The sequence below is a fragment of the Streptomyces sp. NPDC037271 genome (genome assembly GCF_055603605.1).
This window is the reverse complement of the sequence record NZ_JBVJVN010000010.1, coordinates 233,231-258,140: the sequence shown is the minus strand read 5'-3', so window position 1 is coordinate 258,140 and position 24,910 is coordinate 233,231. Positions and strand designations below refer to the sequence as shown.

Below are 24,910 nucleotides of genomic sequence, written 5' to 3'. Positions count from 1 at the left end.
CCCCCCCGCCCCCCCCCCCCCCCCCCCCCCCCCCCCCCCCCCCCCCCCCCCCCCCCCCCCCCCCCCCCCCCCCCCCCCCCCCCCCCCCCCCCCCCGCGGCGCTCAGCCGACCTTGCGCCCCCGCAGCGGTTCCGTAGCCGCGCCCGCGCCCTGCTGAAGGCCCCGCAGGAACTCCTCCAGTACCTCCGTGGCCGTATGCTCCGGGCGCCAGCCCAGTTCGGCCCGCGCCCGCGTACAGTCCATGAGCGGCAGCCGGAGCACCGCGTCGAACAGGTGCGGGGAGGCGGGCAGCAGACGCAGCCCCCACGCGGCGGCGATCGCCGAGCGGGCCGCGGTGCGGGGCAGCCGCACCGGTCGCACGCCGATCATCTCGCCGAGCAACCCGGCGTCCACCGGCGGCTCGGCCGCGAGGTTGAACGGACCCCGGGCGTCCTTCGAACGTGCCGCCAGCCGGTACGCGTTCGCTCCGTCGTCGGTGTGCAGGGCCTGGACCCGCAGGCCGGGAATGTCCGGCAGGAAGGGCAGGAGCTCCGGACGCGCCATCGGGCCCGGCAGGAACCTGCCGCCGAAGATCCGGCGCTGCTCGCTCGCCGACTCCCGCTTGAAGAGGAAGGCCGGCCGCATCCGGACCACCCGGATCCCCGGGTGGTCCCGTTCGAAGGTGTCCAGGGCGCGTTCCAGATAGGCCTTCTCCCGGCAGTACGCGGCGTCCGGCCAGCCGTGCGTCGGCCAGGACTCGTCCACCGCGTGGTCCTTCGGTCCCGGCGAGTACGCGCCGACCGACGAGGCGTGCACCAGTGCCGGCACCCCGGCGGCGGCCACCGCCTCGAAGACCCGGATGGAGCCGAGTACGTTCGTGCGCCAGGTCGTCGCCGGGTCGTGCGTCGGCTGGAACGCCCAGGCCAGATGCACCACGGCGTCGGCGCCGGCGAAGTGGCCGGTAAGGTCGGCCCGCTCCGAGGCCAGATCGACCGCGGCCCACTCCGTCTTCGGCGGCGACCACGAGGGAATCCGCCGGGCCAGCCCCAGCACGGACGCGACCCCCGGATCCTCCGACAGGAGCCGCACCACGCTGGTGCCCACGTTGCCGGTGGCACCCGTGACCACGATCCTGCTGCCCGTTGCGCTGCTCACCTTGCGCTCCTCTCGGCCGCCTGCCGTACGGGGCTCACCGGGTACCCGCCCCGCCGGGGAGGCACGCAAGGAGAAGCCCCGACCGTGACGGGGGGATCACGATCGGGGCGGTACGAGGTGGATACGGACGGCGGTCGCCTCTCGGCGAAAGGCTCCACAGGGCTTCAGCCGAACGATCGTCCCTGTGGGCAATAGGTGAGGCCCGGGGACACTGTCCCGTCCGTACCCACGCCCTCTTCAACGGGGAAGGCCCTGCCGGTGTTCCATCCGTCTGTCGCGTTTTGGGGTGATGTGTGTCACTGCTGCTGGGGCTCGGGCACGATCTCGGCCCACAGGTTCTCGGCCTGCAGCAGCAGTGTGCCGAGGACCGCCGTCCGCGCGGCTTCCTGCCCGGCGTGCTCCCGCAGCCCCTCCTGCAACAGCCGGTGCAGTTCCTCCATCGTCGCCTCGGTCTCCTCCGTCGCCTCCTCCGGGCGGGACGGGGCGGTTTCGCCGAGCAGACGGCCGGACTCGGTGTGACAGGAGTCGCCGATCAGCTTCAGCAGCCGCGCGTACAGGTCCAGTACCGGGCCCTCGGGCGGGGCGGGCGTCCGATGCTCGTCGGCCGCCACCGCCAGCGTCCGGGTCAGCGCCGTGATGTTGCCGGTGACGTGACTCCACCGCTGGTCCTCGTCCTCGGGCGGGACGGAGGTGGGCGCGCGGTGCAGCTTGCGCAGTGGGCCGGAGGTGAGGCGAAGGCTCTCCCGGCTCCAGGCCCGGGCCGACTCCAGGGCTTCCAGCCGCCGCTGCAGCCGCGCGGCGCCGCTCGTCCAGCCGGCCGCACTCTGCGCGTCCCACTCGGTCTCCCGCAGGTCGGCCGCGACGGAGTGCAGGACGTCGCCCGCCTCCCGGGCCAGCGCCGCGAGGTTCTCGTTGACGTCCCTCAAGTGGATCGGTGGCAGCACGAAGGCGTTGACCGCTACGCCGACGACCGCGCCGAGCGCCGCCTGCCCCACCCGGTGCCCGACCGCGGAGGCGGACACCGCCGTGCCGGAGGCCAGGACGAACACCGCGGTGGTGGCCGTGTAGATGCCCTGCTGCCCGAAGCGGGACCAGTTCGCGATCAGCATCAGCACCGGCAGGGACAGCGCCAGCGCCGCGGTGATGTCGTTGGTGATCGCCTGCGCCGCCGACGCCATCAGCGCCCCGGCGCAGATCGCCGTGAACTGCTGCCCGGCCTGCCGCACCGAGCTGTAGACCGTGGCCTGTACGAGGACCAGCGCGACCCAGGGGGCCATCAGCGCCATCGGATCGTTCAGCCAGACGCCCGCGATGGCCCAGGCGATCAGCGCCGCGCCCGCGGCCTTCAACGACTGCACGGCCAGGTCGCGTTCCCGCCCCGGCCCCTGCCAGGCGGCCCGGACGGAGCGCCCGACGGCACACGCCTCCCGCCACACCGCGGTCACCGGCCGTCGTCCCCGGAGCACCTCCCGGACCGTACTCGTCACAGCGGTCATACGGCGCCGGGTATCCGCGTGACCGGCCGACGTCCCCCGGTGTGAGGTACGGCACGGCGGCTCATGCGAACGGGCTCTGTTTCAGGGAGGCCAGCAGGTCGGCCGGGTCGGCGTAGACCGCGTCCGCGCCCGCCTCCTCCAGGTCGGCGCGGGGCAGGCCGCCGCAGAGCACCGCGACGCAGCGCACCCCGGCCCGGCTGCCCGCGCGCATGTCCCAGACGGTGTCGCCGACGAAGACCGCCCGCTCGGCCGGTACCCCGGCCAGTTCCAGGGCGTGCTCCACCGGCTCGGGCGCCGGCTTGCCCGCGTCGACGTCGTCGGCGCTCGCGGTGGCGGTGATCGCGTCGTCCGCGTCGATCGCCCGCCGCAGCGCGTCCAGCTCCGGGCCGCCCGCGGAGGTGGCGAGGACCACCTTCCAGCCGTCGCCGGCCAGGCGGCGCAGCAGTTCCCCGGCGTCCGGCAGCGCCGGCAGGCGGTCGAAGTACTGCCCGTACAGCGCCTTGTGGGCGGCGCTCAGCCGAGCGTCCTGGTCCGTGTCCCGGTCCGCGCCCAGCAGGTGCCCGATGAGGTCGGTGGAGGCGAGGCCCACCGCCCGGTGGACGGCATGCATCGGCACCTGGTGTCCGGCCTGCCGGAACGCCTCCCACCAGGTCGTCACATGCAGGTGATTGGTGTCGACGAGGGTTCCGTCGACGTCGAACACGGCCGCCCGTTCCATGCACTGTTCCTTTCGTGGTCCGTGGATGGTCCGGCGGGTACCACGTCAGCGGCCCGCCACTCCGGACGGAACGCGGCCCTGACCGGTCCAGGCGAGCAGGTCGTCCAGCGGCCACGTGGTGACCACCCGCTCCGCGGGCACCCCGCACTCCTCGGCCCGCGCGCACCCGTGGATCTGCCAGTCCAGCTGGCCGGGCGCGTGGGCGTCGGTGTCGACGGAGAACAGCACCCCGGCGTCCACGGCCCGGCGCAGCAGCCGGCGCGGCGGGTCGAGCCGCTCGGGCCGGCTGTTGATCTCCACGGCGGTGCCGGACTCCGCGCAGGCGGCGAACACCTCGTCGGCGTCGAACTGCGACTCCGGCCGCCCCCGCCCGGTCAGCAGCCGCCCGGTGCAGTGGCCCAGGACGTCCGCGTGCGGATCGCGTACGGCCCGCACCATGCGGCGGGTCATCGCGCGGGCGTCCATCCGCAGCTTGGAGTGGACCGACACCACGACGACGTCCAGCCGCTCCAGCAGCTCCGGCTCCTGATCCAGCGAGCCGTCGTCGAGGATGTCGCACTCGATGCCGGTCAGCAGCCGGAACGGCGCCCACGTCCCGTTGAGCTCCGCCACCACGTCCAGCTGCTCGCGCAGCCGCTCGGGCGACAGGCCGCGTGCCACCGTCAGCCGCGGCGAGTGGTCGGTCAGCGCCGCCCACTCGTGCCCGAGCGCCGCCGCGGCCCGGCCCATCTCCTCGATCGGGCTGCCGCCGTCGGACCAGTCGGAGTGCAGGTGGCAGTCGCCGCGCAGCAGCTCCCGCAGCCGTTCACCGCCCTCGGCGAGCGGCCTGCCCGCCTCGCCCTCCAGCTTCTCCAGGTATCCGGGCACCTGCCCGGCCAGCGCCTCGCGCGCCACCTGCGCCGTCTTGGGTCCGACGCCCTTCAGCGATTCCAGCGAGCCGGCCCGCTCGCGCAGCTCGGCGGCCGGCAGTTCACCGAGCACCCGGGCCGCGGTGCGGAAGGCCCGGACGCGGTACGTCGGCGCCTGGGACCGCTCCAGAAGGAACGCGATGCGCTCCAGCGCCTCGACGGGCTCCATCGCCACCTCCTCCTCCGGCACGTCCAGGGTTCCCCAGCACCCCCGGGACCGCACCACGGACCGGGCGGTTTGTCCGTGCCGCTCCCGGGTACTGCGACGCTCCGCGCCGCCGCCGGCCGCCGGGCCGTGACGCGGGGCGCAGAGCCGAAGAGCGCCGAAGAGGAGGCCGTCATGTCCAGTCCCAGCCCGTCCGACGCCGAAGTGGCCGTCATCACCGGTGCCGACTCCGGCATCGGCCGCGCCACCGCCGTACGCCTGGCCGAGGCGGGCATGGACGTCGGCATCACCTGGCACACCGACGAGGAGGGCGCCGAACGGACCGCCGAAGAGGTACGCGCGCTGGGCCGCCGGGCCGAGACCGCCCGGGTGGACCTGACCCGGCTGCCCGAGGCCGCGGACACCGTCGACGGGCTGTGCGAGCGGCTCGGCCGCGTCGACGTGCTGGTCAACAACGCCGGCACCGGTACCGCCACGCCCTTCCTCGACCTGGGACTGGACGATCTGCGGCGCGTCCTCGACGTGGACCTCGCCGGCCCGTTCCTGTGCGGGCAGAAGGCGGCCCGGCGCATGATCGAGCAGGGCGGGGGCGGCCGGATCGTCAACGTGACCTCCGTCCACGAGCACCAGCCCCGGGTGGGCGCGGCCCCGTACTGCGCGGCCAAGGGCGGCCTCGGCCTGCTCACCCAGGTCATGGCGATCGAGCTGGCCGAGTACGGCATCACCGTCAACGCGGTCGCGCCCGGCGAGATCGCCACGCCCATGACCGGGCAGGAGGACACCGACCCGCACACCGAGCGCCGCCCCGGCGTGCCTCTGGGCCGGCCCGGCGACGCCCGCGAGGTGGCCGCGGTGATCGCCTTCCTCGCCGGCCCCGACGCCTCGTACGTCACGGGCGCGTCCTGGAGCGTGGACGGCGGCATGCTCCGGATGGGCCCGATGGCCGGATCCCATCTGAGGGGCGACGACTGGCGGCGGCCCTGAGGGACCGTTCCGCCCGGTGGTCCGCTCGCCCGGCCACTACCGCGGGTTGCGGCCTACCCTCGATGCATGACCGAAATCGACACCCCGCACATCGGCAGTCCGCGGATTCTCGTGCTCCGGGTGCAGCCGGGCACTCCGCCGTTCCGGATCGTGGAGATCGACGGCCAGGTGGTCGGCGAGGCCAAGGCGGTCACCGACGTACTGGAGGCCGCCGCCGCCTTCGGTATCACGGTCCACGACCTGGACGACCCGGACGTGGTCCGCTGGGTGGGCGGCGACAAGTTCACCTGGACGCTGCGCTGACGCCGGTCCGAGGTCTCAGCCCACCGTCCACTTCTGATGGGCGCCGCCCGTGCAGGTCCAGATCTGCAGCCGGGTGCCGTTGGCCGAGCTGTTGCCGGTGGCGTCGAGGCACTTGTCGGCCTGCGGATTGACGATGTCGCGCGCCCCGGTGACGACCCACCGCTGGGCCGCGCTGCCGTTGCAGTCCCACAACTGGACGACCGTGCCGTCCGCCGTGGCGCCGGCGTTCACGTCCAGGCACTTGCCCAGCGCCCGGATCGTGCCGTCGGAACCCACCGTCCACCGCTGGGCCGCGGTGCCGTTGCAGTCGTAGAGCTGTACGGGGGTGCCGTTGGCGGAGTTCGCCGCGGCGACGTCCACGCACTTGCCGGCCAGGCCGCGGATGGGGCCGCCCGTCCCCGAGTCGCTCGTCGTCACCGAGACGTGGTCGACCACCAGCGTCTGCGGGAAGACCGTGGAGGCGTCCGGGTCGCCGGGCCAGTAGCCGCCGACCGCGAGGTTGAGGATCAGGAAGTACGGCTTGTTGAACACCCACTGCTTGCCGCCCAGGTCGGCCGGGGTGCGCCGCTGGTAGACGTTGCCGTCCACCGACCAGGTGATCGAGTCGGGCGCCCAGTCGACGGCGAAGGTGTGGAAGCCGTCCGCGAAGGCCTGGCCGTTCGGCAGGGTGTAGCCGGCGCCGATGCCGCCCGAGCCGGAGTAGCCGGGGCCGTGGAGGGTGCCGTGCACGGTGGACGGCTCGAAACCGACGTTCTCCATGATGTCGATCTCGCCGGAGTCCGGCCAGTTCACCGGGGTGCCGAGCATCCAGAAAGCGGGCCACATGCCCTGCCCGCGCGGTACCTTCATCCGGGCCTCGACATGCCCGTACTGCGCCGTGAACTTCCCGGAGGTGTTGAGCCGGGCGGAGGTGTACTGGCAGGTGCCGTACCAGCACTGGTGGTTGGCCGGGTTCTCCTTGCGGGCGGTGATGACCAGGTGCCCCTGGCCGTCCAGGGCCGCGTTCTTGTTGCCGGAGGTGTAGTACTGCCGCTCGTGGTTGTTGACGTTGTCGCCGGTCTCGATCTGCCACTTCGAGGAGTCGACGGCCGCGCCGGCCGGCCCGTCGAAGGTGTCGGAGAACGTCACGGCGGCGGCCGAGGCGTCGGCGGCCCGGGCGGCATCCGGTTCCGCCTGCGCGGGTCCGGTCACGAGGGAGGCGGCCAGCCCGGCGGACAGGGCGGCGGCGAGGAGGCATCTGCGGAGCAGGCGTGGACGGGCCACGGCTCTCCCTTCCGTACGGCGTCCCGGGGACGGGAGCGCCGACCGAGGTGGGGGGTAAGGGCGATGCCTCTTGATTCAAGGGCTGAGGCAAGAGGTGGTCAATACCTTGGTACGGACCAGTTTTCCCCTCTCAGTCGCGGGGCCGGCGCGCGTGCACCGCGCGGCTCATCCGCCGGCCCAGGAGCAGGTAACCGGCCAGCGCGCCCGTGGTGTTGAGGATGACGTCGTCGACGTCGAAGGCCCGCCCGGTGACCAGGGCGCCCTGCGCGAACTCCACCAGCAGCATCACCACGGCCGTCAGCAGCAGCACCCTCAGCAGCCCCCGCGTGCGCGGGGCGACGAGCGGCACCAGCACGCCGAACGGCACGCCCAGCAGCAGGTTGCCGCCGATCTGCTTCACGGCGTCCCGCAGCGCCGGCTGGTCCAGGTAGGCCCGCAGCGAGCTGCCGGGACGCATGTTGGTGTGGGTCAGCGCCTCCGAGGCGGGGGAGGGGTGCAGTGTCAGTCGCGCCAGCACCACCGCGAACGCCACCATGAAGACGAACGCGCACGCCATCGCCAGCAGGCGCAACGGGAGGGCGAGCGGGCGCCGTTCGCGCCGGTCGGCGTCCTCGGCCTTGGCGGCACGGGGGCGCAACAGGGAACGCGGCCGTGAGGGGGCACGAGCCATCAGGTCCTCCAGTCGTCGAGCTCCCCGTGTGCTGAGGCGGTTACCCGCGGACACGGCGGGGATGCGGTGTGGTTGCCGCCCGTCAGGACCCGTAGGTCACCCGTACCTTCTCGAAGCCGAGGGAGTGCAGCAGGCCCTTGAGCATCGCCGTGGTGTTGCTCTCCGCGCGCGCCTTCAGCTCGCTGTCCTTCGCGGCGTCGGCGATGTGCCGGGCCGCGAGCTTCTGCACGGCCTGTTCGCCGTTCGGGTTGTCCGAGAACAGGTCGCCGAGGCGGTCGAGGAGCCCGCGCTGCTTGGACACGGCGTAGGAGCGCTCGGGGTCGAGGGCCGGCTCGCCGAGCGCGGCGTGCGGCAGCCGGAGCGTGGCCGCGGTGCGGTCGCCGTCGACCGTCACGTCGTCCTCGCCCACCTTCCCGAGGTCGACGTGGGCGTCGACGGTGCCCGCGCCGACGTACAGGGTGCGGGTGCCCCGGACCGCGTCCGGCAGGAACTTCGCGTTCTTCTCCAGGTCCACGACGACCTGGAAGCTGCCGGATGCGGCCTCGTAGCGGCTGATGTCCTGGACTGACTCCAGCAGCGCGGGGCCCGAGCGGTCGTGGGTCTCGCTGCCGAACACGTCCTTCAGCCCCGGTACGAGGCTCAGCCGGAATCCCGCGAACAGCACGACCAGGACCAGCAAGAACGCACTCAGCGCCGTCGCCCAGCCGGGCAGGCGCCGGGGGAGCTTCCTGACGGGAGTCGTCATGGCGGCGGCCCTCCTTCCTGCTTTCCGGATGCCCCCCATCTCCCTTGCCAGACAGCGAAGTTGGCGCCCGGCGAGGCGGATGGGGGACGCGGGGGCGCGTTCGGCCGCTCAGTGGGACGGCTTCAGCGGCCGGTCCGCCGACGGACGGGACGACCAGACCGCCTCCCCGCGGGTCAGCCCCGGCAGGCGCAGCTCGGCCTCCCGCACCCGCCGGGCCGGCAGCTCACCGGTGATCAGCCAGCCAGGGGCGCCGCCCGTCGTGCCGGTGAAGTCGGCGCCCAGCGCGGCCAGCTGGGCCGTCACCGGCGCCAGCGCGTCCGCCGGGACCTCCGCCTCGAAGGAGTGGTACGGCTCGTAGAGCCGGGTCCCCGCCCGCCGCAGGGCCCGGCGCAGCACGATCGGGGTCAGCCCGCGGAAGTCGGCGGCGGTACTGACCGGCGAGCTGAAACCGGAACGGATCAGCGTGACCCGGCAGTCCGTGACCGCGGCACCGTTCAGGCCGGTCAGCAGGGTGGCGTGCACGGTCTCCTCGACCGCCTGGTGGAAGGCACGGGGAAGCGCGCCCAGCTCCGTCTCGTAGCCGAACACGCCACCCGAGCCGCGCGGCCCCGGTTCCACGCGCAGCCCGATCGTCGCCCAGTACCGGGTGCGGTCGAGCCACGGCATCTCCTCCACCGCCTCGCCGACCCCGGCCGGACGCTCCAGGAACCGCACGCGGCCCGGCGCGAACTCCGCCTCGATGCCGAAGTCCTCGGCCAGCGTCGCCGCGAGCACCTCCATCTGGACCTCGCCGTACAGGAGCAGGGCGGTGGCGCCGGACTCCTCCGGGCGGGCGTGCAGCAGCGGGTCCTGGTCGGCCAGCGTGAGCAGGGCGGAGCGCAGCGGCGCCGCCTGCCCGGGGCGCCGGGCGCGGACCAGGGTCTGAAGGGTCGGCGGCGCGAACTGCGGGGCGCGGTCGGTCAGGCCGCCGAGCCGGTCGCCGACGCGCAGGCCGCCGGGAACGCCGAGCGCGGCGATGTTCCCGGCGGTGAGCGTCCCGGCCCCGCCGACCACGGCCAGGCGCGTGACTCGGACGGGGACCTCGGTGGTCCGGCCCTCGGACTCGCGCCGCAGGAACGTCAGCCGCTGGCGCGGGCGTACCTCACCGTCGTACAGGCGCAGGTACGCCGTCCGCTCGCCGCCCGGTCCGGGACGTACGGCGAAGACCGTGCCGCGCGGTGTCGCGCCGCCCGACGCCCGGGGCGAGGCGGGCGGGACCAGCCGCACCAGGTCCGTCACCAGCTCCGCGACGCCTTGGCCGCCGAGTGCGGAGCCGTGGTACAGCGGGTGGAACGAGCCGTCGGCGGTGCGGGCGGCGAGCGCCGCGGCGAGTTTCCCGGCGGTCGGCGCGGGGCCGTCCACCAGTGCCGCGAGGATGTCCGGGTCGACCTCGGCGAGAGCCTCGGCGGTCCGCTCGTCCGGTGCGCGGCGCGTGACCCGGGCGTGCGCGGTGCCGGCGCCCGCCACCTGCGTCAGCGGCACGACGTGCGGCGTCAGCAGACGCCGGACGTCGGCGAGCAGGGCTTCGGTGCGTGCCCCGGCCCGGTCGATCTTGTTGGCGAAGACGAGCGTGGGCAACCGCAGCCGCCGCAGGGTGCGCATCAGGATCCGGGTCCGCGCCTGTACGCCCTCCACGGCGGACAGCAGCAGCACCGCGCCGTCGAGGACCTCCAGGGCGCGCTCGACCTCGGCGACGAAGTCGGAGTGCCCCGGGGTGTCGATCAGGTTGACCTGGGTGGAGCCGACGGTGAAGGCGGCGACGGCGGAGCGGATGGTGATGCCGCGGCGGCGCTCGATCTCGCCGTCGTCCGTCCGGGTGTCACCGGCGTCGACGCTGCCGAGCCGGTCGATGGCGCCGTGGTCGAACAGGAGCCGTTCGGTGAGGCTGGTCTTACCGGCGTCGACGTGGGCCAGAATGCCGATGTTCAGGGTGTACGGAGTCTGCATGCGGGGTCGAGTCCTCGTCAACCGTGGGCCGGAAGGGGCACTGGGTGATGTCGAGGAGTCGGCGCATGCGAGTGATCCTGACCTGAGGCAACACGGACGGCACCATCATGGCGTCACCTCCCGGGCCCGTGGCAACCGGATTTCCGTAAGCTGAGGATTCGGCCGGACAGGATCACCCCAGGAGCGGTCCGTGCGAGACATCGCCGTGTTCAGCGGTAGTGCCCATCCCGAGCTGGCCGAGGAGGTCTGCGCACATCTGGGCGTGCCCCTCAGCCCCGCCCGGGTCAGCAGGTTCGCCAACGACTGCCTGGAGGTGCAGCTGAGGGCCAACTGCCGGGAGCGGGACGTCTTCCTGGTCCAGCCGCTGGTCAAGCCGGTCCAGGAGCATCTCGTCGAGCTGCTGATGATGTGCGACGCGGCCCGCGGGGCGTCGGCCGGCCGCATCACCGTGGTCATGCCGCACTACTCCTACGCGCGCTCCGACAAGAAGGACGCGCCGCGCATCTCGCTGGGCGGGCGCCTGGTGGCGGACCTGCTGGTGGCGGCGGGCGCGAACCGGGTGCTCGCCATGACCCTGCACGCGCCGCAGGTGCACGGCTTCTTCTCGGTCCCGGTCGACCACCTGCACGCGCTGCGCGAACTGGCCTCGCACTTCCGGCAGTACGACCTGTCCCGCACCACGGTCGTCTCGCCGGACCTGGGCAACGCCAAGGAGGCCGCGGCGTTCGCCCGGATGCTCGGCGCCCGGGTCGCGGCCGGCGCCAAACAGCGGTACGCCGACGACCGGGTCAGCATCAGCGCCGTGATCGGGGACGTCGCCGGGCGCGACGTCATCGTGCTTGACGACGAGATCGCCAAGGGCAGCACCGTGCTGGAACTCCTGGACCGGCTGCGGGAGGCGGGGCCGCGCACGATCCGGGTCGCCTGTACGCACGGGTTGTTCGCGGCCGGTGCGCTGGGGCGGCTCAGCGAGCAGCCGGACGTGCTGGAGATCGTGTGCACCAACACCGTGCCGGTGCCGGCCGACGACCACACGGACAAGCTGCGGGTCCTGTCCATCGCCCCCGCGCTCGCCGAGGCAGTGCGCCGCATCCATGACGGGGAGTCGGTCAGCGCCCTGTTCGACGCCCCGCCGGCCCGCTGACGCCGAGCACGTCCTCCAGGGTCGGCCGCGGGGGCAGAAGCCGTGCCAGGCCGGTGATCCGCAGCATGCGCAGGGTCAGCGGGTGGGCGCACACCAGGTGCACCTGCCCGCCCCGGTCGAGCACCTGGCTCCGGGCCCGGTACAGCAGCCGCAGCCCGGAGCAGTCGAAGAACTCGATCCCGCTCAGGTCGAGCACGACCGGGGTGCCGGGACGCCCCGTCTCCCGGTCCAGGTGGGGGACGATCTCCCCGGCCGACGCGATGTCGATCTCGCCCCGGAACTCCAGCACCGTGTGCCCCCGGTCGTGGCGCACACGCAGATGCCAGGTGGGCGACGCGGGTTCCTGCCGCACGGCGACCTTGCCTCCAACCGGATCGGGGGGCCAACTACCCATGCTGCTCGGGAAGTTACCCAGAACGAGCAAATTTGAGCATGTTCGATTGACATATGTCATTGAAATCTCACAGCCGGAGCGGATATCTCACAGCCGGAGCGGACATCTCACGGCCGGAGCGGACATCTCACGGCCGGAGCGGACATCTCAAGGCCGGATCGGCCGGATCGGCCGGCCGGGCCCGTCGGCCGGTTGCCGGTCAGCCGATCACCCGGTCAGCCGATCGGCAACCGGCTGGCGGGTGATCAGTCGACCACGAGGACGAGCTTGCCCGTGGTGCGGCCGGTCTCGCCGAGCGCGTGCGCCTCGGCCGCGTCGGCCAGCGGGAACGTCCGCTCGATCGTGGCCCGCAGCTTCCCCGACTCGACCAGGCCGGCGATCTCCCGCATGTCGGCCCGGTCGGCGTCCACGAGCATCCGCACCGCGCGCACGCCGAGCCGCTCGGCCTCCTCGTAGAACTCGTCCGACCCGACCGGCAGGATCGACACCACCACCCCGCCGGGGCGCAGCACGCGCAGCGAGCGCAGGGACGTGTCGCCGCCGATCGTGTCCAGTACCACGTCGACGTCCTTCACGACCTCGGCGAAGTCCGTCTCCCGGTAGTCCACGGTCTCGTCCGCCCCGAGGGAGCGCAGGAACCCGTGCTTGCCCGCGCTGGCGGTGCCGATCACGTGGGCGCCCCGCGCCTTGGCGATCTGTACCGCCACGTGGCCCACACCGCCGGCCGCCGCGTGGATCAGCACCCGCTGCCCCGGCAGGACCTCAGCACGCTCCACCAGCGCCTGCCACGCCGTCAGCGAGACCAGGGGGAGCGCGCCCGCCTGGACGTGGTCGATCGCGGACGGCTTGTGCGTGAAGGTGCGCGCGGGAGCGGTGACGTACTCCGCGTGGGAGCCGTGGCCGAACGGGTAGGAGAGCATGCCGAAGACCTCGTCACCGGGACGGAACGCGGCCACGCCGATTCCCACCGCCTCGACCACGCCCGAGACGTCCCAGCCCAGGACGAACGGCGGCTCACCGAGGAAGCCGCCGTACGCCCGGTGCTTCCAGTCGGTCGGGTTCACCCCGGCGGCCCGCACCCGTACCAGTACCTCGTTCGGGCGCGGCTCGGGGCGCTGCCGCCGTACCTCCTTCAGGACCTCGGGACCGCCGAGGGCGTCCTGGCTGATGGCACGCATGCTGTTCATCGTGAACCTCGCAACTCGGGGAGGGCTTCCACGGCACGATCCGCGACCTCCGACGAAATCGTGTCACTCCCCGGGCCGGAAGGCACCCGGAGGAGCGGGGCGCCGATCCGTCGGCATCCGCACACCCCGGCCGGTGCCACGCCCCGGGTCCGCTGTGCCACGGCCCCTCCGGCAGAACCGGACGGGCGTATGAGCCCCGGTGCTCAACTTGCCTGCCGGGCAAAGGGATTTGTCGACCGGGCGACCCCGGGCGGCCCCTGGCGGAGCGTGACGGAATCCTCACTTCCGCTGGGCCGCGAAATTGATCTTTCAGGGTTCACAACCGATAAGCTCCTGATCGGTGCTGCGAGTTGACGCGATCGCGACGGGTCGACTCGCGGCGCGTACTCATGAGTGCGGCCCCCTTGCACACCCCCCCCTGTTCGATCGTTTTGCTCGAAGGATGCAGATGGAACTCGCCACTCCGCCACCGGCGGCGCGGGCCCCTGTCGCCTGGTACAGCTGGTGGCTGATGCCACTGGGTCTGGGAGGCGGGACGGCAGCCGCCACGTTCATGAGCTCGGAGCGAATAACCGCGGCTGTCGCCGGTGTGGTGGCGACGGCGGCCGGCACCGTGTGCGTACGCCTCCTCCTGCGCACCCGGGCACAGCTGCGCCGGGCCGAGGAAGGCCACCGCGCCGCGCAGGCCGAGCACTCCCGGCAGTGGCAGCAGCACGTGGCCGGCCTGGAGCGCACGTTCTCCGCCGAGCGCGCCGCGCTGGACGCACAGCTCACCGAGCAGGCACAGACCTACGAGGCCCGGCTGACGGAACACTCCCGGGCCTACGAGGACCGGTTGGCCGAGCAGGCCACGACGTACGAGACACGCTTCACCGAGCAGACCGAGGCCTGGCAGGAGCGGCTGAGTCACCAGCTGGCCGCGGTCTCCCGCCTCGCCGACGAGCAGCTGCCCGACGCGATGCGCAGACTGCGCGCCGGTGACGCCATCGACGACATCCTGCCGACCGTCGAGCAGTGCGCGAAGGTCGGAGCCGACCTCCAGGCCGAACTGCGCAAGGTCCTCAGGACCGCGCTGATCGGCGTCGAGGCCGAGTTCGACCGCTCGACCTCCGCCGAACAGGCCGTCATCGGTGTGGGCAACCGCATCCACGTCCTGACCAGCAAACTCCGTGGCCGCCTGCACGAGATGCAGGGCGAGCACGGACGGCTGCCGGCCGTCGCCCGGGGCCTGATGGAACTCGACCAGGCCATCGGCCCCGCCGACTGCCTCGCCGCCAGCATCGGCGTGCTCGGCGGATCCGACCGCCCGGGCCGGCAGTGGCAGGAGCCGCAGCGCCTGCTGAGCGTGATGCGCGGCGGCATCGGCCGGATCAAGGACTTCCACCGCGTCCAGCTGCGCCATCTGCCCGAGCTCGGTGTCGACGGCGGCCTGGTCGACCACCTCACGCTGGTCTTCGCACACCTGCTGGACAACGCCGCGCGCTACTCGCCGCCCACCGAGCCGGTGGTCGTCTCCGGCAAGGAGGTGCCCAACGGCGTCGGCATCGAGATCCAGGACTCCGGCAAGGGCCTGAGCGAGGAGAAGAAGCGCGAGGCCGAACACGCCCTCGCGGGCACCTCGCCCGGCCCGGGGCTCGGCGGCATCTCGGAGGACGCCAACATCGGCCTCCGCGTCGTCGGCGCACTCGCCCGCCGCTACGGCATCCGCGTCACCTTCGCCGACTCGCCGTGGCTGGGTACGTCTGTCGTTGTCGTTGTACCGCACAAGTACTTCAGCCCGCTGCCGGCGGCCGCGACGGCCACCGTCACCGCGCCGGAGGCCCCGCCGGCCACCACGGCACCACCCGCCACCGCGGCCCCGGACCCGGGTCCCGCACCGGCCACCGTTCCCGCCCCCGCCCCCGCCGACGGTGACGCCGGTACCGTGGAGACCACTCCGGGCGGACTGCCCCGGCGCCGGAGCAGGCGCGCCGAACCGGCCGCCGGACAGGCCCCGGCTCCCGGGCCCGCCGCGTACACCGACCGGACCGGCCCGGCCGACCGGGCCGCCGTACCGCCGGACGCCTCCTTCGCCGGTCTCGCGGCCTTCGCCACCGCCGGACGTGACCCCGGCACCGCGACCGGTGCGTCCCCGCCGAAGGCCGCCGACGCCCTTGACACGACCACCGGTGGCGCGTCCACCGAGCACCGCACTGAAGAGAGCGACTAGTCCCCATGACGCACCAGGGAACCGACGTGAGCTGGGCGCTCCGCGACCTTGTGGAGAGCATCCAGGAGATCCGCTTCGCCCTCGTGGCCTCCAGCGACGGCAAGGCCATCACCTCCTACGGCGCCGAAGACCCCGACGACGTGGACCGTTTCGCCGCCGTGGTGGCCGGACTGCAGGCGCTGGCCCAGCCGGTCGCCGAGCAGTTCCCGCAGCACGCGGGCCAACTCCGCCTCGCGATGATCGAAGTGGACGGCGGACACCTCTTCGTCGTCCGGGCGGGCCTGGAGACGTATCTCGGCGTCCTCGCCCGCGAAGGCCTCGACCAGGGCCTGCTCGGCCATCAGATGCGCGACCTGGCCCGCCGGATGGGTGAACTCCTCGGCACCACGCCGCGCCAGGACGAGCACTCTGGATGAGTGCTCCCCGCCGACCGACCGATCCGTCCGGTCTCGAGCGCTACTACGTCCTCACCGGAGGGCGCAGCGGGCCGGGCGGGTCGGCGGCGACCCTCGACGTGGCGACCCTGGTCGTCTCCCGCGCCGCCCCCTTACCGGGCATGCAGCACGAGCACGAGGAGATTCTCCGGCGCTGCCGGGAACCGCTGTCGGTGGCCGAGCTCGGCGCCCACCTCCACCTGCCCTTCAACATTCTCGCGGTGCTGCTGTCCGACCTGCTCCAGGCAGGCCGCGTCGAAGCCCGTGACCCCATCCCGGCGCACGGCGCCGGCCACGGGCCCGACATCGCGCTCCTCGAGGAGGTACTCAGTGGACTTGAAAGGCTTTGACCAAGCGGGGTCACCGACGGCCGGGGACACCCGCTCGGTGAAGGTGATGATCGCCGGCGGCTTCGGGACGGGCAAGACCACCATGGTCCGCTCCGTCAGCGACATCAAGCCGCTGACCACCGAGGAGACCCTCACCCAGGCCAGCGCCGACGTCGACCGCCTCGTCGGCGTCGCCGACAAGACGCAGACCACCGTCAGTCTGGACTTCGGCAAGATCAGCCTCAACGACACGCTGATGCTGTACCTGTTCGGCACCCCCGGCCAGGAGAGGTTCTGGTTCCTGTGGAACGGCCTGTTCAAGGGCGCGCTCGGCGCGGTCGTCCTGGTGGACACCCGGCGGCTGGCCTCCAGTTTCCGGGCGATCGAGGAGATGGAGCGGCAGAAGGTCCCCTTCGTCATCGCGCTCAACGTCTTCCCCGACTCCCGCGACTACCCGGTCGAGGAGATCCGGGACGCCCTCGACATCCCCCCGCACACGCCGGTCGTCGCCTTCGACGCCCGCGACCGCACCGCCAGCCGCGACGTGCTCGTCACCCTCATACGGCATCTGAAGGACCGCTCGGCCGCCGCCCTGGAGCCCCGATGAACGACGACCAGACCCCGTCCGGCGCCACCGGTGGCTGCCCCGTCGCCCACGGCGAGGACGTCACCCGGCTCTACGGCCCCGAGGCGGCGACCGACCCGCACGACATCTACGCGCGGCTGCGCGAGGAGCACGGCAGCGTCGCACCGGTGCTGCTGGAGGGCGACGTCCCCGCCTGGCTGGTCCTCGGCTACCGGGAGAACCGGCGGGTCCTGGACAACCCCCTGCAGTTCAGCCGCGACTCCCGGATCTGGCGGGACTTCCGGGACGGCCGCGTCGAGGAGACGTCCCCGCTGATACAGATGCTGGGCTGGCGCCCCGACTGCGTCTCCCAGGACGGCGAACCGCACCGCAGGCTGCGCGGGGCGGTCACCGACAACCTGTACGCCGTGGCCGGCCGGGGCATCCGCCGGCACGCCACGCACTTCGCCAACAAGCAGATCGACGCCTTCGCCGACGCGGGCCGTGCCGACCTGGTGGCCGACTTCGCGGAGTACCTGCCCATGCTGGTCCTCACCCGCGTCTTCGGACTCGCCGAGCGGGAGGGACGCAACCTCGCCGAGTCCAGCAAGCAGGTGATCAAGGGCGGTGCGGACGCGCTCACGCACAACGAGCGCATCATGGGCATCCTCGGCGAACTCGCCGCGCGCAAGCGCCAGGAGCCCGGATCCGACTTCGCCTCCGGCCTCATCGAGCACCACTCCGGTCTCGACGAGGACGAGATCGTCAACCACCTGCGCCTGGTCCTGATCACCGCCCACACCACGACCAGCAACCTGCTGGCCCGGGCGCTCCAGCTCCTCCTCACCGACACCTCCTGGCTCTCCGGCCTGGTGAGCGGCCAGCTGAACCTGTCCACGCTCGTGGAGGAGGTGATGTGGAACTCCCCGCCGCTCGCCGTGCTGCCGGGCCGGTTCGCCACCGCCGACCTGGAACTCGGCGGCTGCCCGGTCAAGGAGGGCGACCTGCTCGTGCTGGGCCTCGCGGCCGGCAACCACGACCCCGAGATCCGCCCCGACACCGCCGTCTCGGTCCAGGGCAACGCCTCGCACCTCGCCTTCAGCGCGGGCCCCCACGAGTGCCCGGGGCAGAACATCGGCCAGGCCATCATCGAGACGGCCGTCGACGTCCTGCTGCACCGCCTGCCGGGGCTGCGCCTGGCCGTGCCGCCGGCCGAACTGACCTCCACCGCCTCCACCTGGGAGTCGCGGCTGGACAGCCTGCCGGTCGAGTTCACCGTCTAGCGTCGTGCGGAGTACGTGCCGCCCGGCCTGACACCCGGGCCGGGCGGCACGTACGCGCCTCACACGGTCAGCAGGTCGTCCACCGATCCCCGCCCGGCCAGCTCGGCCGTGGCCACCGGGCCCTCCTTGGCCGCCGCGTACCGGCCGGTGGTCAGCGCCCACTCGTAGTTGCCGTTGATCCAGTGCTGGATGGCCTCCACGCCCATCGCCACCCGGGCCCGCTCGTCCGCGTCCAGATCCAGTTCGTCGCACATCAGCGGTACGCGCGCCTCGAGGGCGACGTACTCGTCGAGGCAGCCGGTCGTCATGCGGTACGCCTCGTCGGCTGCCTCCTGCCACGAGCAGCCGCGCTCCCGGTGCAGGACGGCGATGAGGTTGTGGCCGTCCCCGCGGCGACGCTCGCGCTCGAAGGAGTGGATGTCGTTCATGAACCCGATGGTGTCCGCGGCCAGGTCCCGCATCCGCTCCATCAGCGGATGCGCCATCGCCGCGGCCGGCACCTCGAAGCCGCGGCTGCGCTCGCCCGCGTCGATACTGTGGTGGATGCCCACCGTACGGCGCCGGAAGACGGTGTATTCGTCGAGTCCGAGTGTCCCCGCCCGGCCGCGGGCCGCCAGGTCCACCTCCTCGCAGTGCGCCACCAGGAAGCGACCCCAGGAGGCGGCGAACCGCGACCTCCATGTCAGGGACATGCCATCCGAAAGGTGGGCCCAGACCTCCGCCCAGGCCAGGGTGATGGGGCACTCCACCCGCGGCGCGGTGCCCGCCGGCCGCAGCGGCGTCGCGATGAGTTCCCGCGCCACCTCCGCTATGCGTTCCGCGCGGTCCGGCCGGCCGGCGTCGAACTGGTCGTCGAAGAGGAAGGCGAGGGAGAACCAGTTCATCAGGACGACCATGTCGTCCGCCGACGCATGGGGGTAGGTGCGGGCGGCGGCCTGGGCGAGGTCCCACGACTGGTACTCCTCGAACCCGGCCCGACTGCGCACCAGCCCCCGGTCACGGACCCAGCGCAGATGACGGTCGCGGGCGTGGGCGAGATGAGGGCTGACGGGAGTGTCGAAGGGGAGGTCGAACCGGACGTCCTGAGACATGTGCTTCCTTTCGGGAGACGGCACGCAGAGTCCCCCCGCCCTGCGAGCGGGCGGTCACCGGGCCACCCGCACACTCGAACCGGGCCTCCCGGTCCGAAAGTTGGACCGAGGAGCAGTACGAGGCTGCCCCGACCCTAAATGATCTACACGGCGGCCCGGTCGTGATCTTCGTTACTGCCCACGCCGCATGGCACCATCGGGGCCGAAGAGCATGACGACGCATCAGGAGGCCGTCCACCGATGACCCGTTCACCCGCCCGCAGCGCGGAACAGCGCAAGCACGACACCCTGCACCGCCTGGAGCACGACGTGGACGCCTGGGTGGCCACGGCCGACGGCGCGTCCGGCGCGCCGTACCTCGTCCCCCTGTCCTTCCTCTGGAACGGGTCCTGCCTGCTGTTCTCCACCCCCGCCGCCAGTCCCACCGGCCGGAACCTGGCGGCGAGCGGCAGGGCGCGCGTCGGCATCGGACCCACCCGTGACGTGGTGATGGTCGAGGGCACCGTCGAGACCGTGGAACCCGTCGAACTGTCCGAGCAGGACGCCGAGTTGTTCGCGGCCAAGACCGGCTTCGACCCGCGCGGACTCGCCACGCCCTACCTGTACTTCCGTGTCCACCCGCAGCGGATCCAGGCGTGGCGCGAGGCCAACGAGCTGGAGGGGCGCGAGCTGATGCGCGACGGCCGCTGGCTGCCGGCCGACTGATTCGGCGGAGCCGGGATATCCGCAAGGTACAGGGCCCGGGGCACGACCGTCCCGCGTCCGGAATCCTTCGGAGGAGACATGGCACTGGTCAACGCGGGCGTCGTGGTGCTCGACTGCGCCGAGCCCGAGAAGCTCGCCGAGTTCTACAAGGGGCTGCTGGGCGCGGAGGAGACCGACGTGACCGCCAACCGGATCGGGATCGAGGGGCCCGGCGGCTTCCGCATGGCGTTCCGACGGGACGCCAACGCCACCCCGCCGAGCTGGCCCCGCCCCGAGAACTCCCTCCAGGTCCACCTGGATTTCGTGGTGGAGGACCTGGACGAGGCCGAGCGCGCGATCGTGGGGCTCGGCGGCCGCCCGGTGGAGGCGAAGGACCCGGCCGGCCCGTACGAGGAGCGCGGCTTCTCCGATCCGGCGGGCCACTCCTTCACCCTGCGCGGCGGCACCACGCCGACGGCACCCAAGCAGGGTTAGGGCCTGACGGACGAGTCCCGCCCTGCGACGCCGGGCACGCGCTCCCGCCGTACAGGCGCCCGGCCCACGTACCTCCCGTACGAGGGCCAGGGGTCGGCACGCCGGGAGCGCTCACCTGACGCCGCAGGGCCCGCCCTCGGGCGACGGGGACGGCTGGACAGGCCCTGGCGGCGGTCTGCCGGGTGCCGTCGGCGACGGGGGAGGGGCGGGGCACGATGCGGTCAGTCCCGCCCGCCCATCCCGCCGGGCCAGACACCGGTCGAGCGTTCGATGACCTTGGCGCCCGTCCGGTCCACCGCGCTGCGCACCGCGGCGAAGATGGCGCCCTGGATCGCGGCGGCGAGCAGAATCTCCCCCCAGCCGCGGTCCGGGTCCAGCGCGTCGGGCGCGTTGTCCTCGTGCCGGATCACCTTCCACGTCTTCTGGAACGCCATCCCGGCCAGCGCGCCGCCCACCCAGCCCAGCGCGAAGCCGACGGGCTTGTAGGCGAGCGGGAGCTTCTGCTTCTTCTTCCTGGCCACGTGGATCTCCTCGTGTTCGGTAAATGAATCCGCGGCGGGGCCCGGTCCCGCGGTCAGGGCCTGCCCCGCACCGGAACCGTCTCGTCGGCGCGGACCGGCCCCGGCGGTGTCCCGTCGCCGAAGGGCCGGCCGCCCAGCTCCTGCCGGTGATGGGGCGTGAGCCAGCCGGACAGGTCCGGCCCCAGGGGCACGATGGCGGTCGGGTTGATGCCGGTGTGCACCTGGTAGTAGTGGCGTTTGATGTGGTCGAAGTCCACGGTGTCGCCGAAGCCGGGCGTCTGGAACAGGTCGCGGACGTACCCCCACAGCACCGGATTCTCCGCGAGCTTCCAGCGGTTGCACTTGAAATGACCGTGGTAGACGGCGTCGAAGCGGACCAGTGTCGTGAACAGCCGGATGTCCGCCTCGGTGATCGTGTCGCCGACCAGGTAGCGCCGGCGCTCCAGCCGGGGCGTCAGCTGCTCCAGGCGCCGGAACACCCCGGCGCACGCCGCCTCGTACTCCTCCTGGCCGGTCGCGAAGCCCGCCCGGTACACACCGTTGTTGACGTCCTCGTAGACGTCCGCCATCACCTCGTCGATCTCTTCCCGCAGGGCGTCGGGGTACAGGTCGGGCGCGCCCGGCCGGTGCAGGGACGTCCACTCGGTCGCGAGGTCCAGGGTGATCTGCTGGTAGTCGTTGGTGACCAGCTTCCCGCTGGGTACGTCCACGATCGCCGGCACGCTCACCCCGCCCGGGTAGCCGGTCTCGCGCCGGTCGTAGGCCTCGCTGAGATAGCGGATGCCCAGGACGGGGTCGCGGCCGTCCGGGTCCAGCGTGAAGCGCCAGCTGCGGTCGTCCTGGAGGGGATCGGCGACCGCCAGTGACAGGGCGTCCTCCAGGCCGAGCAGCCGCCGCGAGACCAGAGCGCGGCTCGCCCACGGGCAGGCCCGGCTCACCACCAGCCGGTACCGGCCGGGCGCCACCGGCCAGCCGTCCCGGCCGTCCGCGGTGATCCGGTCCGCGAAGTGGCTCCTGGAACGCTTGAACGCCTTCCTGCCGTAGCCGCTGTTGCCCGGCGTTCCGCCGTCACCGCTCATGGGCCTGCCTCCCAGTCTTTCGTGTGCCCTGGGGGACACGTTCCCCGTTTTCGGCCGTCGGCACGGGTGGGCCACCCACAAGGGGTGTGTGAGCCGCAGCGGCCGGGGCATTCGGCCCCTCGTGAGTGGGACAGCCTCGGAAGAGAAGCAGAACCGGACACCCGACCGCGACCCCGGACGGCAGACCGCCGGACGGAAGACCGGGCGAAACGCCGACCGCAGGACGCGCGTCACCGTGCTGGTCGCCCTGGCGGCCAACCTGGTGATCGCCGTCGCCAAGGCGGTGGGCGGTTTCGTCGCGGGGTCACCCGCGCTGCTGTCGGAGGCGGCGCACTCGGTGGCGGACAGCATGAACGAGGTCTTCCTCCTCGCCGCGCTGCGCCGCAGCCGTCGCCCCGCCGACCGGAGGCACCCCTTCGGCTACGGCAAGGAGCGGTTCTTCTGGTCGCTCCTGGCTGCCGTCGGCATCTTCGTCATGGGCGGCTGCTTCTCCGTCTTCCAGGGTGTCGAGGCCCTGCGCACGGGCGCCCAGGAGGAGCTCGGCGGCTACGTGGCCGGACTGGTCGTGCTCGCCGTCGCCCTCCTCGCCGAGGGCGCCTCGCTGTTGCGGGCCCTGCACCAGGTACGGGGCCAGGGCGGGCCGGCCACCGGGCTGCGCGACCCGGCCCTGCGCACGGTCGTCGCCGAGGACGGCACCGCGGTGCTCGGCGTGACCCTCGCCATGGCCGGGATGGTCCTGCACATGGTCACCGGACAGGTGGTGTGGGAGGCCTGCGCCTCGCTCGCGATCGGCGCGCTGCTCGTGTTCGTGGCGTACCGCCTGGGCCGCGAGGCCCGCGACCAGCTGATCGGCGAGGCCGCCGACCCGGAGACCGGTGACCGCATCCGCTCGCTGCTGCGGGCCCAGCCGGAGATAGACAGCGTCGAGGGGCTGTTCACGATGAAGACGGGCCTCGACTCGACCTTGGTGGCCGCCCGCGTCGACCTGGTGCCGGGACTGGACAGTGAGCGGGTGGAGGAGGTCGCCGTGCGCATCAAGAGGTCGATCGCGCGCACCGTTCCCGAGGCGCGGCAGATCTTCCTCGACGTCACCGACCGGCCCGCGCGGGAGACAGCGGAAAGCCCCGCCGCGACGGGGGAACGCGGCGGGGCCTGAACGACGTGTTCCCGGCCGGCGCCGGGCCATGCACGCGGATCCGGAGAACTTCCGCCCGCCGGGTTCAGCTTCCGTCGGCCGCTTCCAGCACGAAGACCGGAATTTCTCGGTCCGTCTTCTTCTGGTAATCGGCGTACGACGGATACGCGGCGACGGCGCGCTCCCACCACTCGGCCTTCTCCACGCCGGTGACCTCACGGGCCGTCATGTCCCGCTTCACCGGACCGTCCTGGAGTTCCACGTGGGGATCGGCCTTGACGTTGTGGTACCAGACCGGGTGCTTGGGCGCCCCGCCCAGTGAGGCGACCACGGCGTAACGGCCCTCGTGTTCGACGCGCATCAGCGGCGTCTTGCGGAGCTTTCCGCTCTGTGCGCCTCGCGTGGTCAGCACGATCACGGGCAGACCCGTGTCCATCAGCGTCGTGCCCTTCGTGCCGCCCGAGCTCTCGTAGAGCTCGACCTGTTCACGCACCCACTGCGTCGGGCTGGGTTCGTACTCGCCCTCAAGAGGCATGGCATCCGTCCCATCGTCGTGTCGTACGGCTGACCGGCACCGTGGTGCGACACCGGCCGGTGCACGATCCATCCTTACCCCATCCCGCCCGCCGGCCCCGACCCGACGGCGCCATTACGCCGCATCTCATCGCACCGCCGGGCGCTTCGCGGCACGGTCGTCACCGTCCGCACGCCGGGGACGCGACGGAACCCGTCGCCTACCCGCAGGGCCGGACCCGCCCCTGCCGCCCTCCCGCCGCCTACGACCCGCTGCGCGCCACCCGGCCGCCGGCCCGTCGGCGCCCTCAGCGTGTCGCGGACAGTGGGCCGGCCCCGGGAGCCTCCGCCGCCGAGACGTTCACCCCGGCGGCGCCCAGCAGCACCCGCGCGGCCTCACGCGCCTGGCCCGCGGGTGCCGTACCGCCGGTGACGCCCGCCGTCACCATGGCGCCCTCGGCCAGCAGGAACAGCTGTCCGCCCACCGAGGCGGACAGCCCCGCGTCGGCCGCCAGGCCGTCGAGGTACTCGCGGAACGCCCCCTTGTGCGTCCGTACCCGGTCCGCCACCAGGGGAGAGGCGGCCCCCAGTTCGCCGTACGCGTTGATCCAGGCGCAGCCGCGGAAGTCCGGCTCGGCGAACCACTGCCCGAGCCAGTCGAAGACGGCCAGGATCCGCGGGCCGGGCTCCTCGTGCCGGTCGACGTACTGCGCCAACCGCCCACGCCAGCGCACGTCGCGCCGTTCCAGATAGGCCAGCACCAACTGCTCCTTGGCCGGGAACAGCTGGTAGAGGCGTTTGAGCGAGACGCCGGAGCCGCCGCGGACGTCGTCCATGCCGACGGCCTGGACACCCCGCCCGTAGAAGAGCCTCTCCGCCGCGTCCAGGGCCCGCTCGCGGGCGACCTCGCTGTCCATGGGGACCTCTTCCCTGATGTGTGTCTCGACGCGCTCCTTGACGCGAGAACGAGCGTTCTCCTACGGTAGCAGCCGTGTGGAGAACGCTCGTTCTCCACACGTGCCGACGGAGGTTCAGCCATGACGCCCGCCCGACCGCCCCTGCCGCCGTTCACCCGCGAAACCGCCGCCCGGAAGGTGCGGGCCGCCGAGGACGCGTGGAACACCCGGGACCCGCACAAGGTCTCGCTCGCCTACTCCGAGGACTCGGTCTGGCGCAACCGCGACACCTTCCTCACGGGCCGCGCCGCCATCGTCGAGTTCCTCACCGCCAAGTGGGCGCGCGAGCACGAGTACGCGCTGCGCAAGGACCTGTGGGCCTTCGACGGCAACCGCATGGCCGTCCGCTTCCAGTACGAGTCCCGCGATGCTGACGGCCAGTGGTGGCGTTCCTACGGCAACGAGCTCTGGGAGTTCGACGAGCACGGCCTGATGACCCGGCGGGAGGCCAGTATCAACGACGTACGCATCGAGGAGTCGGACCGCCGCATCCACGGTCCGCGGCCCGTTCAGTAGGG

Annotated in this window: 27 protein-coding genes; 12 read left to right on the top strand and 15 right to left on the bottom strand. The window is 72.7% G+C overall.

Features of this window, described 5'->3' with window-relative positions; all coding sequences use genetic code 11:
* Positions 1-102: 102 nt before the first annotated feature.
* The 4 genes from ACZ7G3_RS19855 to ACZ7G3_RS19840 form a co-directional block, all read right to left on the bottom strand.
* A complete protein-coding gene (locus ACZ7G3_RS19855; protein ID WP_470927128.1) occupies positions 103-1,134 on the bottom strand; it encodes an SDR family oxidoreductase in 1,032 nt (343 codons plus the stop codon).
* Positions 1,135-1,430: 296 nt separating this feature from the next.
* Complete coding sequence (locus ACZ7G3_RS19850) at positions 1,431-2,630, bottom strand: FUSC family protein (protein WP_470927127.1); 1,200 nt, start codon at positions 2,628-2,630, stop codon at positions 1,431-1,433.
* A 61-nt stretch (positions 2,631-2,691) separates the two neighbouring features.
* The gene (locus ACZ7G3_RS19845; RefSeq protein WP_470927126.1) at positions 2,692-3,348 is read right to left on the bottom strand and encodes an HAD family hydrolase; all 657 of its coding nucleotides are present in this window, start codon (positions 3,346-3,348) and stop codon (positions 2,692-2,694) included.
* A gap of 45 nt (positions 3,349-3,393) precedes the next feature.
* Positions 3,394-4,425, bottom strand: a complete 1,032-nt coding sequence (locus ACZ7G3_RS19840; RefSeq protein WP_470927145.1) for a PHP domain-containing protein — start codon at positions 4,423-4,425, stop codon at positions 3,394-3,396.
* A gap of 171 nt (positions 4,426-4,596) precedes the next feature.
* Between ACZ7G3_RS19840 and ACZ7G3_RS19835 the strand changes: the two genes are divergently transcribed.
* Complete coding sequence (locus ACZ7G3_RS19835) at positions 4,597-5,406, top strand: SDR family oxidoreductase (RefSeq protein ID WP_470927124.1); 810 nt, start codon at positions 4,597-4,599, stop codon at positions 5,404-5,406.
* A gap of 66 nt (positions 5,407-5,472) precedes the next feature.
* Positions 5,473-5,709 carry a hypothetical protein gene (locus tag ACZ7G3_RS19830; protein WP_426519133.1) on the top strand — a complete coding sequence of 79 codons (237 nt, stop codon included), beginning with the start codon at positions 5,473-5,475 and terminating at the stop codon, positions 5,707-5,709.
* Between the two features lie 15 nt (positions 5,710-5,724).
* On the opposite strand, the gene ACZ7G3_RS19825 is transcribed toward ACZ7G3_RS19830, so the two are convergent.
* The 4 genes from ACZ7G3_RS19825 to otr(A) form a co-directional block, all read right to left on the bottom strand.
* A complete protein-coding gene (locus ACZ7G3_RS19825) occupies positions 5,725-6,972 on the bottom strand; it encodes a ricin-type beta-trefoil lectin domain protein (RefSeq protein WP_470927122.1) in 1,248 nt (415 codons plus the stop codon).
* 130 nt (positions 6,973-7,102) lie between these two features.
* Positions 7,103-7,642 (bottom strand): VanZ family protein, encoded by a 540-nt coding sequence (locus tag ACZ7G3_RS19820; RefSeq protein ID WP_470927120.1) that lies wholly within the window; start codon positions 7,640-7,642, stop codon positions 7,103-7,105.
* Positions 7,643-7,724: 82 nt separating this feature from the next.
* Entirely contained in the window at positions 7,725-8,387 is a 663-nt protein-coding gene (locus ACZ7G3_RS19815; RefSeq protein ID WP_470927118.1) for a DUF4230 domain-containing protein, read from the bottom strand.
* A 108-nt stretch (positions 8,388-8,495) separates the two neighbouring features.
* Positions 8,496-10,373, bottom strand: a complete 1,878-nt coding sequence (gene otr(A) / locus ACZ7G3_RS19810; RefSeq protein ID WP_470927116.1) for a tetracycline resistance ribosomal protection protein Otr(A) — start codon at positions 10,371-10,373, stop codon at positions 8,496-8,498.
* A 190-nt stretch (positions 10,374-10,563) separates the two neighbouring features.
* Between otr(A) and ACZ7G3_RS19805 the strand changes: the two genes are divergently transcribed.
* Positions 10,564-11,517 carry a ribose-phosphate diphosphokinase gene (locus ACZ7G3_RS19805; protein ID WP_470927114.1) on the top strand — a complete coding sequence of 318 codons (954 nt, stop codon included), beginning with the start codon at positions 10,564-10,566 and terminating at the stop codon, positions 11,515-11,517.
* Here the strand turns inward: ACZ7G3_RS19805 and ACZ7G3_RS19800 are convergent.
* Positions 11,483-11,869: an anti-sigma factor antagonist gene (locus ACZ7G3_RS19800; protein ID WP_470927143.1), complete on the bottom strand. Its 387-nt coding sequence runs from the start codon at positions 11,867-11,869 to the stop codon at positions 11,483-11,485. The two genes, ACZ7G3_RS19805 and ACZ7G3_RS19800, sit on opposite strands and share 35 nt — an antisense overlap.
* A gap of 287 nt (positions 11,870-12,156) precedes the next feature.
* Entirely contained in the window at positions 12,157-13,098 is a 942-nt protein-coding gene (locus ACZ7G3_RS19795; protein WP_470927112.1) for an NADP-dependent oxidoreductase, read from the bottom strand.
* 448 nt (positions 13,099-13,546) lie between these two features.
* On the opposite strand from ACZ7G3_RS19795, the gene ACZ7G3_RS19790 reads away from it, so the two are divergent.
* From ACZ7G3_RS19790 to ACZ7G3_RS19770, 5 genes are read left to right on the top strand one after another with little or no spacing between them, the layout of a single operon-like run.
* On the top strand, positions 13,547-15,307 hold the full coding sequence (locus tag ACZ7G3_RS19790; protein WP_470927110.1) for a sensor histidine kinase: 1,761 nt from the start codon (positions 13,547-13,549) through the stop codon (positions 15,305-15,307).
* A gap of 5 nt (positions 15,308-15,312) precedes the next feature.
* Positions 15,313-15,723 carry a roadblock/LC7 domain-containing protein gene (locus ACZ7G3_RS19785; RefSeq protein ID WP_310869658.1) on the top strand — a complete coding sequence of 137 codons (411 nt, stop codon included), beginning with the start codon at positions 15,313-15,315 and terminating at the stop codon, positions 15,721-15,723.
* Complete coding sequence (locus ACZ7G3_RS19780; protein ID WP_426597775.1) at positions 15,720-16,091, top strand: DUF742 domain-containing protein; 372 nt, start codon at positions 15,720-15,722, stop codon at positions 16,089-16,091. Before ACZ7G3_RS19785 ends, ACZ7G3_RS19780 begins: the two co-directional genes overlap by 4 nt.
* Positions 16,072-16,677 (top strand): GTP-binding protein, encoded by a 606-nt coding sequence (locus tag ACZ7G3_RS19775; RefSeq protein ID WP_426597774.1) that lies wholly within the window; start codon positions 16,072-16,074, stop codon positions 16,675-16,677. The genes ACZ7G3_RS19780 and ACZ7G3_RS19775 overlap by 20 nt, the downstream gene beginning before the upstream one ends.
* Positions 16,674-17,918: a cytochrome P450 gene (locus tag ACZ7G3_RS19770; protein WP_426597773.1), complete on the top strand. Its 1,245-nt coding sequence runs from the start codon at positions 16,674-16,676 to the stop codon at positions 17,916-17,918. The genes ACZ7G3_RS19775 and ACZ7G3_RS19770 overlap by 4 nt, the downstream gene beginning before the upstream one ends.
* Before the next feature lie 59 nt (positions 17,919-17,977).
* On the opposite strand, the gene ACZ7G3_RS19765 is transcribed toward ACZ7G3_RS19770, so the two are convergent.
* Entirely contained in the window at positions 17,978-19,009 is a 1,032-nt protein-coding gene (locus tag ACZ7G3_RS19765) for a 7-epi-alpha-eudesmol synthase (RefSeq protein ID WP_470927107.1), read from the bottom strand.
* 240 nt (positions 19,010-19,249) lie between these two features.
* Here ACZ7G3_RS19765 and ACZ7G3_RS19760 point away from each other — a divergent pair, with 240 nt between their 5' ends.
* Both ACZ7G3_RS19760 and ACZ7G3_RS19755 read left to right on the top strand, forming a co-directional pair.
* Positions 19,250-19,714, top strand: a complete 465-nt coding sequence (locus tag ACZ7G3_RS19760) for a pyridoxamine 5'-phosphate oxidase family protein (protein WP_470927105.1) — start codon at positions 19,250-19,252, stop codon at positions 19,712-19,714.
* A gap of 78 nt (positions 19,715-19,792) precedes the next feature.
* The gene (locus ACZ7G3_RS19755; RefSeq protein WP_426597770.1) at positions 19,793-20,188 is read left to right on the top strand and encodes a VOC family protein; all 396 of its coding nucleotides are present in this window, start codon (positions 19,793-19,795) and stop codon (positions 20,186-20,188) included.
* A gap of 221 nt (positions 20,189-20,409) precedes the next feature.
* On the opposite strand, the gene ACZ7G3_RS19750 is transcribed toward ACZ7G3_RS19755, so the two are convergent.
* Both ACZ7G3_RS19750 and ACZ7G3_RS19745 read right to left on the bottom strand, forming a co-directional pair.
* On the bottom strand, positions 20,410-20,709 hold the full coding sequence (locus ACZ7G3_RS19750; protein WP_426597769.1) for a DUF4235 domain-containing protein: 300 nt from the start codon (positions 20,707-20,709) through the stop codon (positions 20,410-20,412).
* Between the two features lie 53 nt (positions 20,710-20,762).
* Entirely contained in the window at positions 20,763-21,788 is a 1,026-nt protein-coding gene (locus tag ACZ7G3_RS19745; protein ID WP_426597768.1) for a glutathione S-transferase family protein, read from the bottom strand.
* A 235-nt stretch (positions 21,789-22,023) separates the two neighbouring features.
* Here ACZ7G3_RS19745 and ACZ7G3_RS19740 point away from each other — a divergent pair, with 235 nt between their 5' ends.
* Entirely contained in the window at positions 22,024-22,944 is a 921-nt protein-coding gene (locus ACZ7G3_RS19740) for a cation diffusion facilitator family transporter (protein ID WP_426597820.1), read from the top strand.
* Between the two features lie 64 nt (positions 22,945-23,008).
* On the opposite strand, the gene ACZ7G3_RS19735 is transcribed toward ACZ7G3_RS19740, so the two are convergent.
* Positions 23,009-23,458, bottom strand: a complete 450-nt coding sequence (locus ACZ7G3_RS19735) for a nitroreductase family deazaflavin-dependent oxidoreductase (protein WP_426597767.1) — start codon at positions 23,456-23,458, stop codon at positions 23,009-23,011.
* A 286-nt stretch (positions 23,459-23,744) separates the two neighbouring features.
* Positions 23,745-24,353, bottom strand: coding sequence for a TetR/AcrR family transcriptional regulator (locus ACZ7G3_RS19730; RefSeq protein ID WP_470927102.1), 609 nt, complete (start codon positions 24,351-24,353; stop codon positions 23,745-23,747).
* A gap of 120 nt (positions 24,354-24,473) precedes the next feature.
* Between ACZ7G3_RS19730 and ACZ7G3_RS19725 the strand changes: the two genes are divergently transcribed.
* Entirely contained in the window at positions 24,474-24,908 is a 435-nt protein-coding gene (locus ACZ7G3_RS19725) for a nuclear transport factor 2 family protein (protein ID WP_470927100.1), read from the top strand.
* The last annotated feature ends 2 nt before the right edge of the window (positions 24,909-24,910 follow it).

Coding starts and splice junctions, on each gene's coding strand:
- ACZ7G3_RS19850 (WP_470927127.1), bottom strand. CDS start 2,630: ATGACCGCTGTGACGAGTACGGTCCGGGAGGTGCTCCGGGGACGACGG.
- ACZ7G3_RS19845 (WP_470927126.1), bottom strand. CDS start 3,348: ATGGAACGGGCGGCCGTGTTCGACGTCGACGGAACCCTCGTCGACACC.
- ACZ7G3_RS19840 (WP_470927145.1), bottom strand. CDS start 4,425: ATGGAGCCCGTCGAGGCGCTGGAGCGCATCGCGTTCCTTCTGGAGCGG.
- ACZ7G3_RS19835 (WP_470927124.1), top strand. CDS start 4,597: ATGTCCAGTCCCAGCCCGTCCGACGCCGAAGTGGCCGTCATCACCGGT.
- ACZ7G3_RS19830 (WP_426519133.1), top strand. CDS start 5,473: ATGACCGAAATCGACACCCCGCACATCGGCAGTCCGCGGATTCTCGTG.
- ACZ7G3_RS19820 (WP_470927120.1), bottom strand. CDS start 7,642: ATGGCTCGTGCCCCCTCACGGCCGCGTTCCCTGTTGCGCCCCCGTGCC.
- ACZ7G3_RS19815 (WP_470927118.1), bottom strand. CDS start 8,387: ATGACGACTCCCGTCAGGAAGCTCCCCCGGCGCCTGCCCGGCTGGGCG.
- ACZ7G3_RS19795 (WP_470927112.1), bottom strand. CDS start 13,098: ATGAACAGCATGCGTGCCATCAGCCAGGACGCCCTCGGCGGTCCCGAG.
- ACZ7G3_RS19790 (WP_470927110.1), top strand. CDS start 13,547: ATGGAACTCGCCACTCCGCCACCGGCGGCGCGGGCCCCTGTCGCCTGG.
- ACZ7G3_RS19785 (WP_310869658.1), top strand. CDS start 15,313: ATGACGCACCAGGGAACCGACGTGAGCTGGGCGCTCCGCGACCTTGTG.
- ACZ7G3_RS19780 (WP_426597775.1), top strand. CDS start 15,720: ATGAGTGCTCCCCGCCGACCGACCGATCCGTCCGGTCTCGAGCGCTAC.
- ACZ7G3_RS19770 (WP_426597773.1), top strand. CDS start 16,674: ATGAACGACGACCAGACCCCGTCCGGCGCCACCGGTGGCTGCCCCGTC.
- ACZ7G3_RS19765 (WP_470927107.1), bottom strand. CDS start 19,009: ATGTCTCAGGACGTCCGGTTCGACCTCCCCTTCGACACTCCCGTCAGC.
- ACZ7G3_RS19760 (WP_470927105.1), top strand. CDS start 19,250: ATGACCCGTTCACCCGCCCGCAGCGCGGAACAGCGCAAGCACGACACC.
- ACZ7G3_RS19755 (WP_426597770.1), top strand. CDS start 19,793: ATGGCACTGGTCAACGCGGGCGTCGTGGTGCTCGACTGCGCCGAGCCC.
- ACZ7G3_RS19745 (WP_426597768.1), bottom strand. CDS start 21,788: ATGAGCGGTGACGGCGGAACGCCGGGCAACAGCGGCTACGGCAGGAAG.
- ACZ7G3_RS19735 (WP_426597767.1), bottom strand. CDS start 23,458: ATGCCTCTTGAGGGCGAGTACGAACCCAGCCCGACGCAGTGGGTGCGT.
- ACZ7G3_RS19730 (WP_470927102.1), bottom strand. CDS start 24,353: ATGGACAGCGAGGTCGCCCGCGAGCGGGCCCTGGACGCGGCGGAGAGG.
- ACZ7G3_RS19725 (WP_470927100.1), top strand. CDS start 24,474: ATGACGCCCGCCCGACCGCCCCTGCCGCCGTTCACCCGCGAAACCGCC.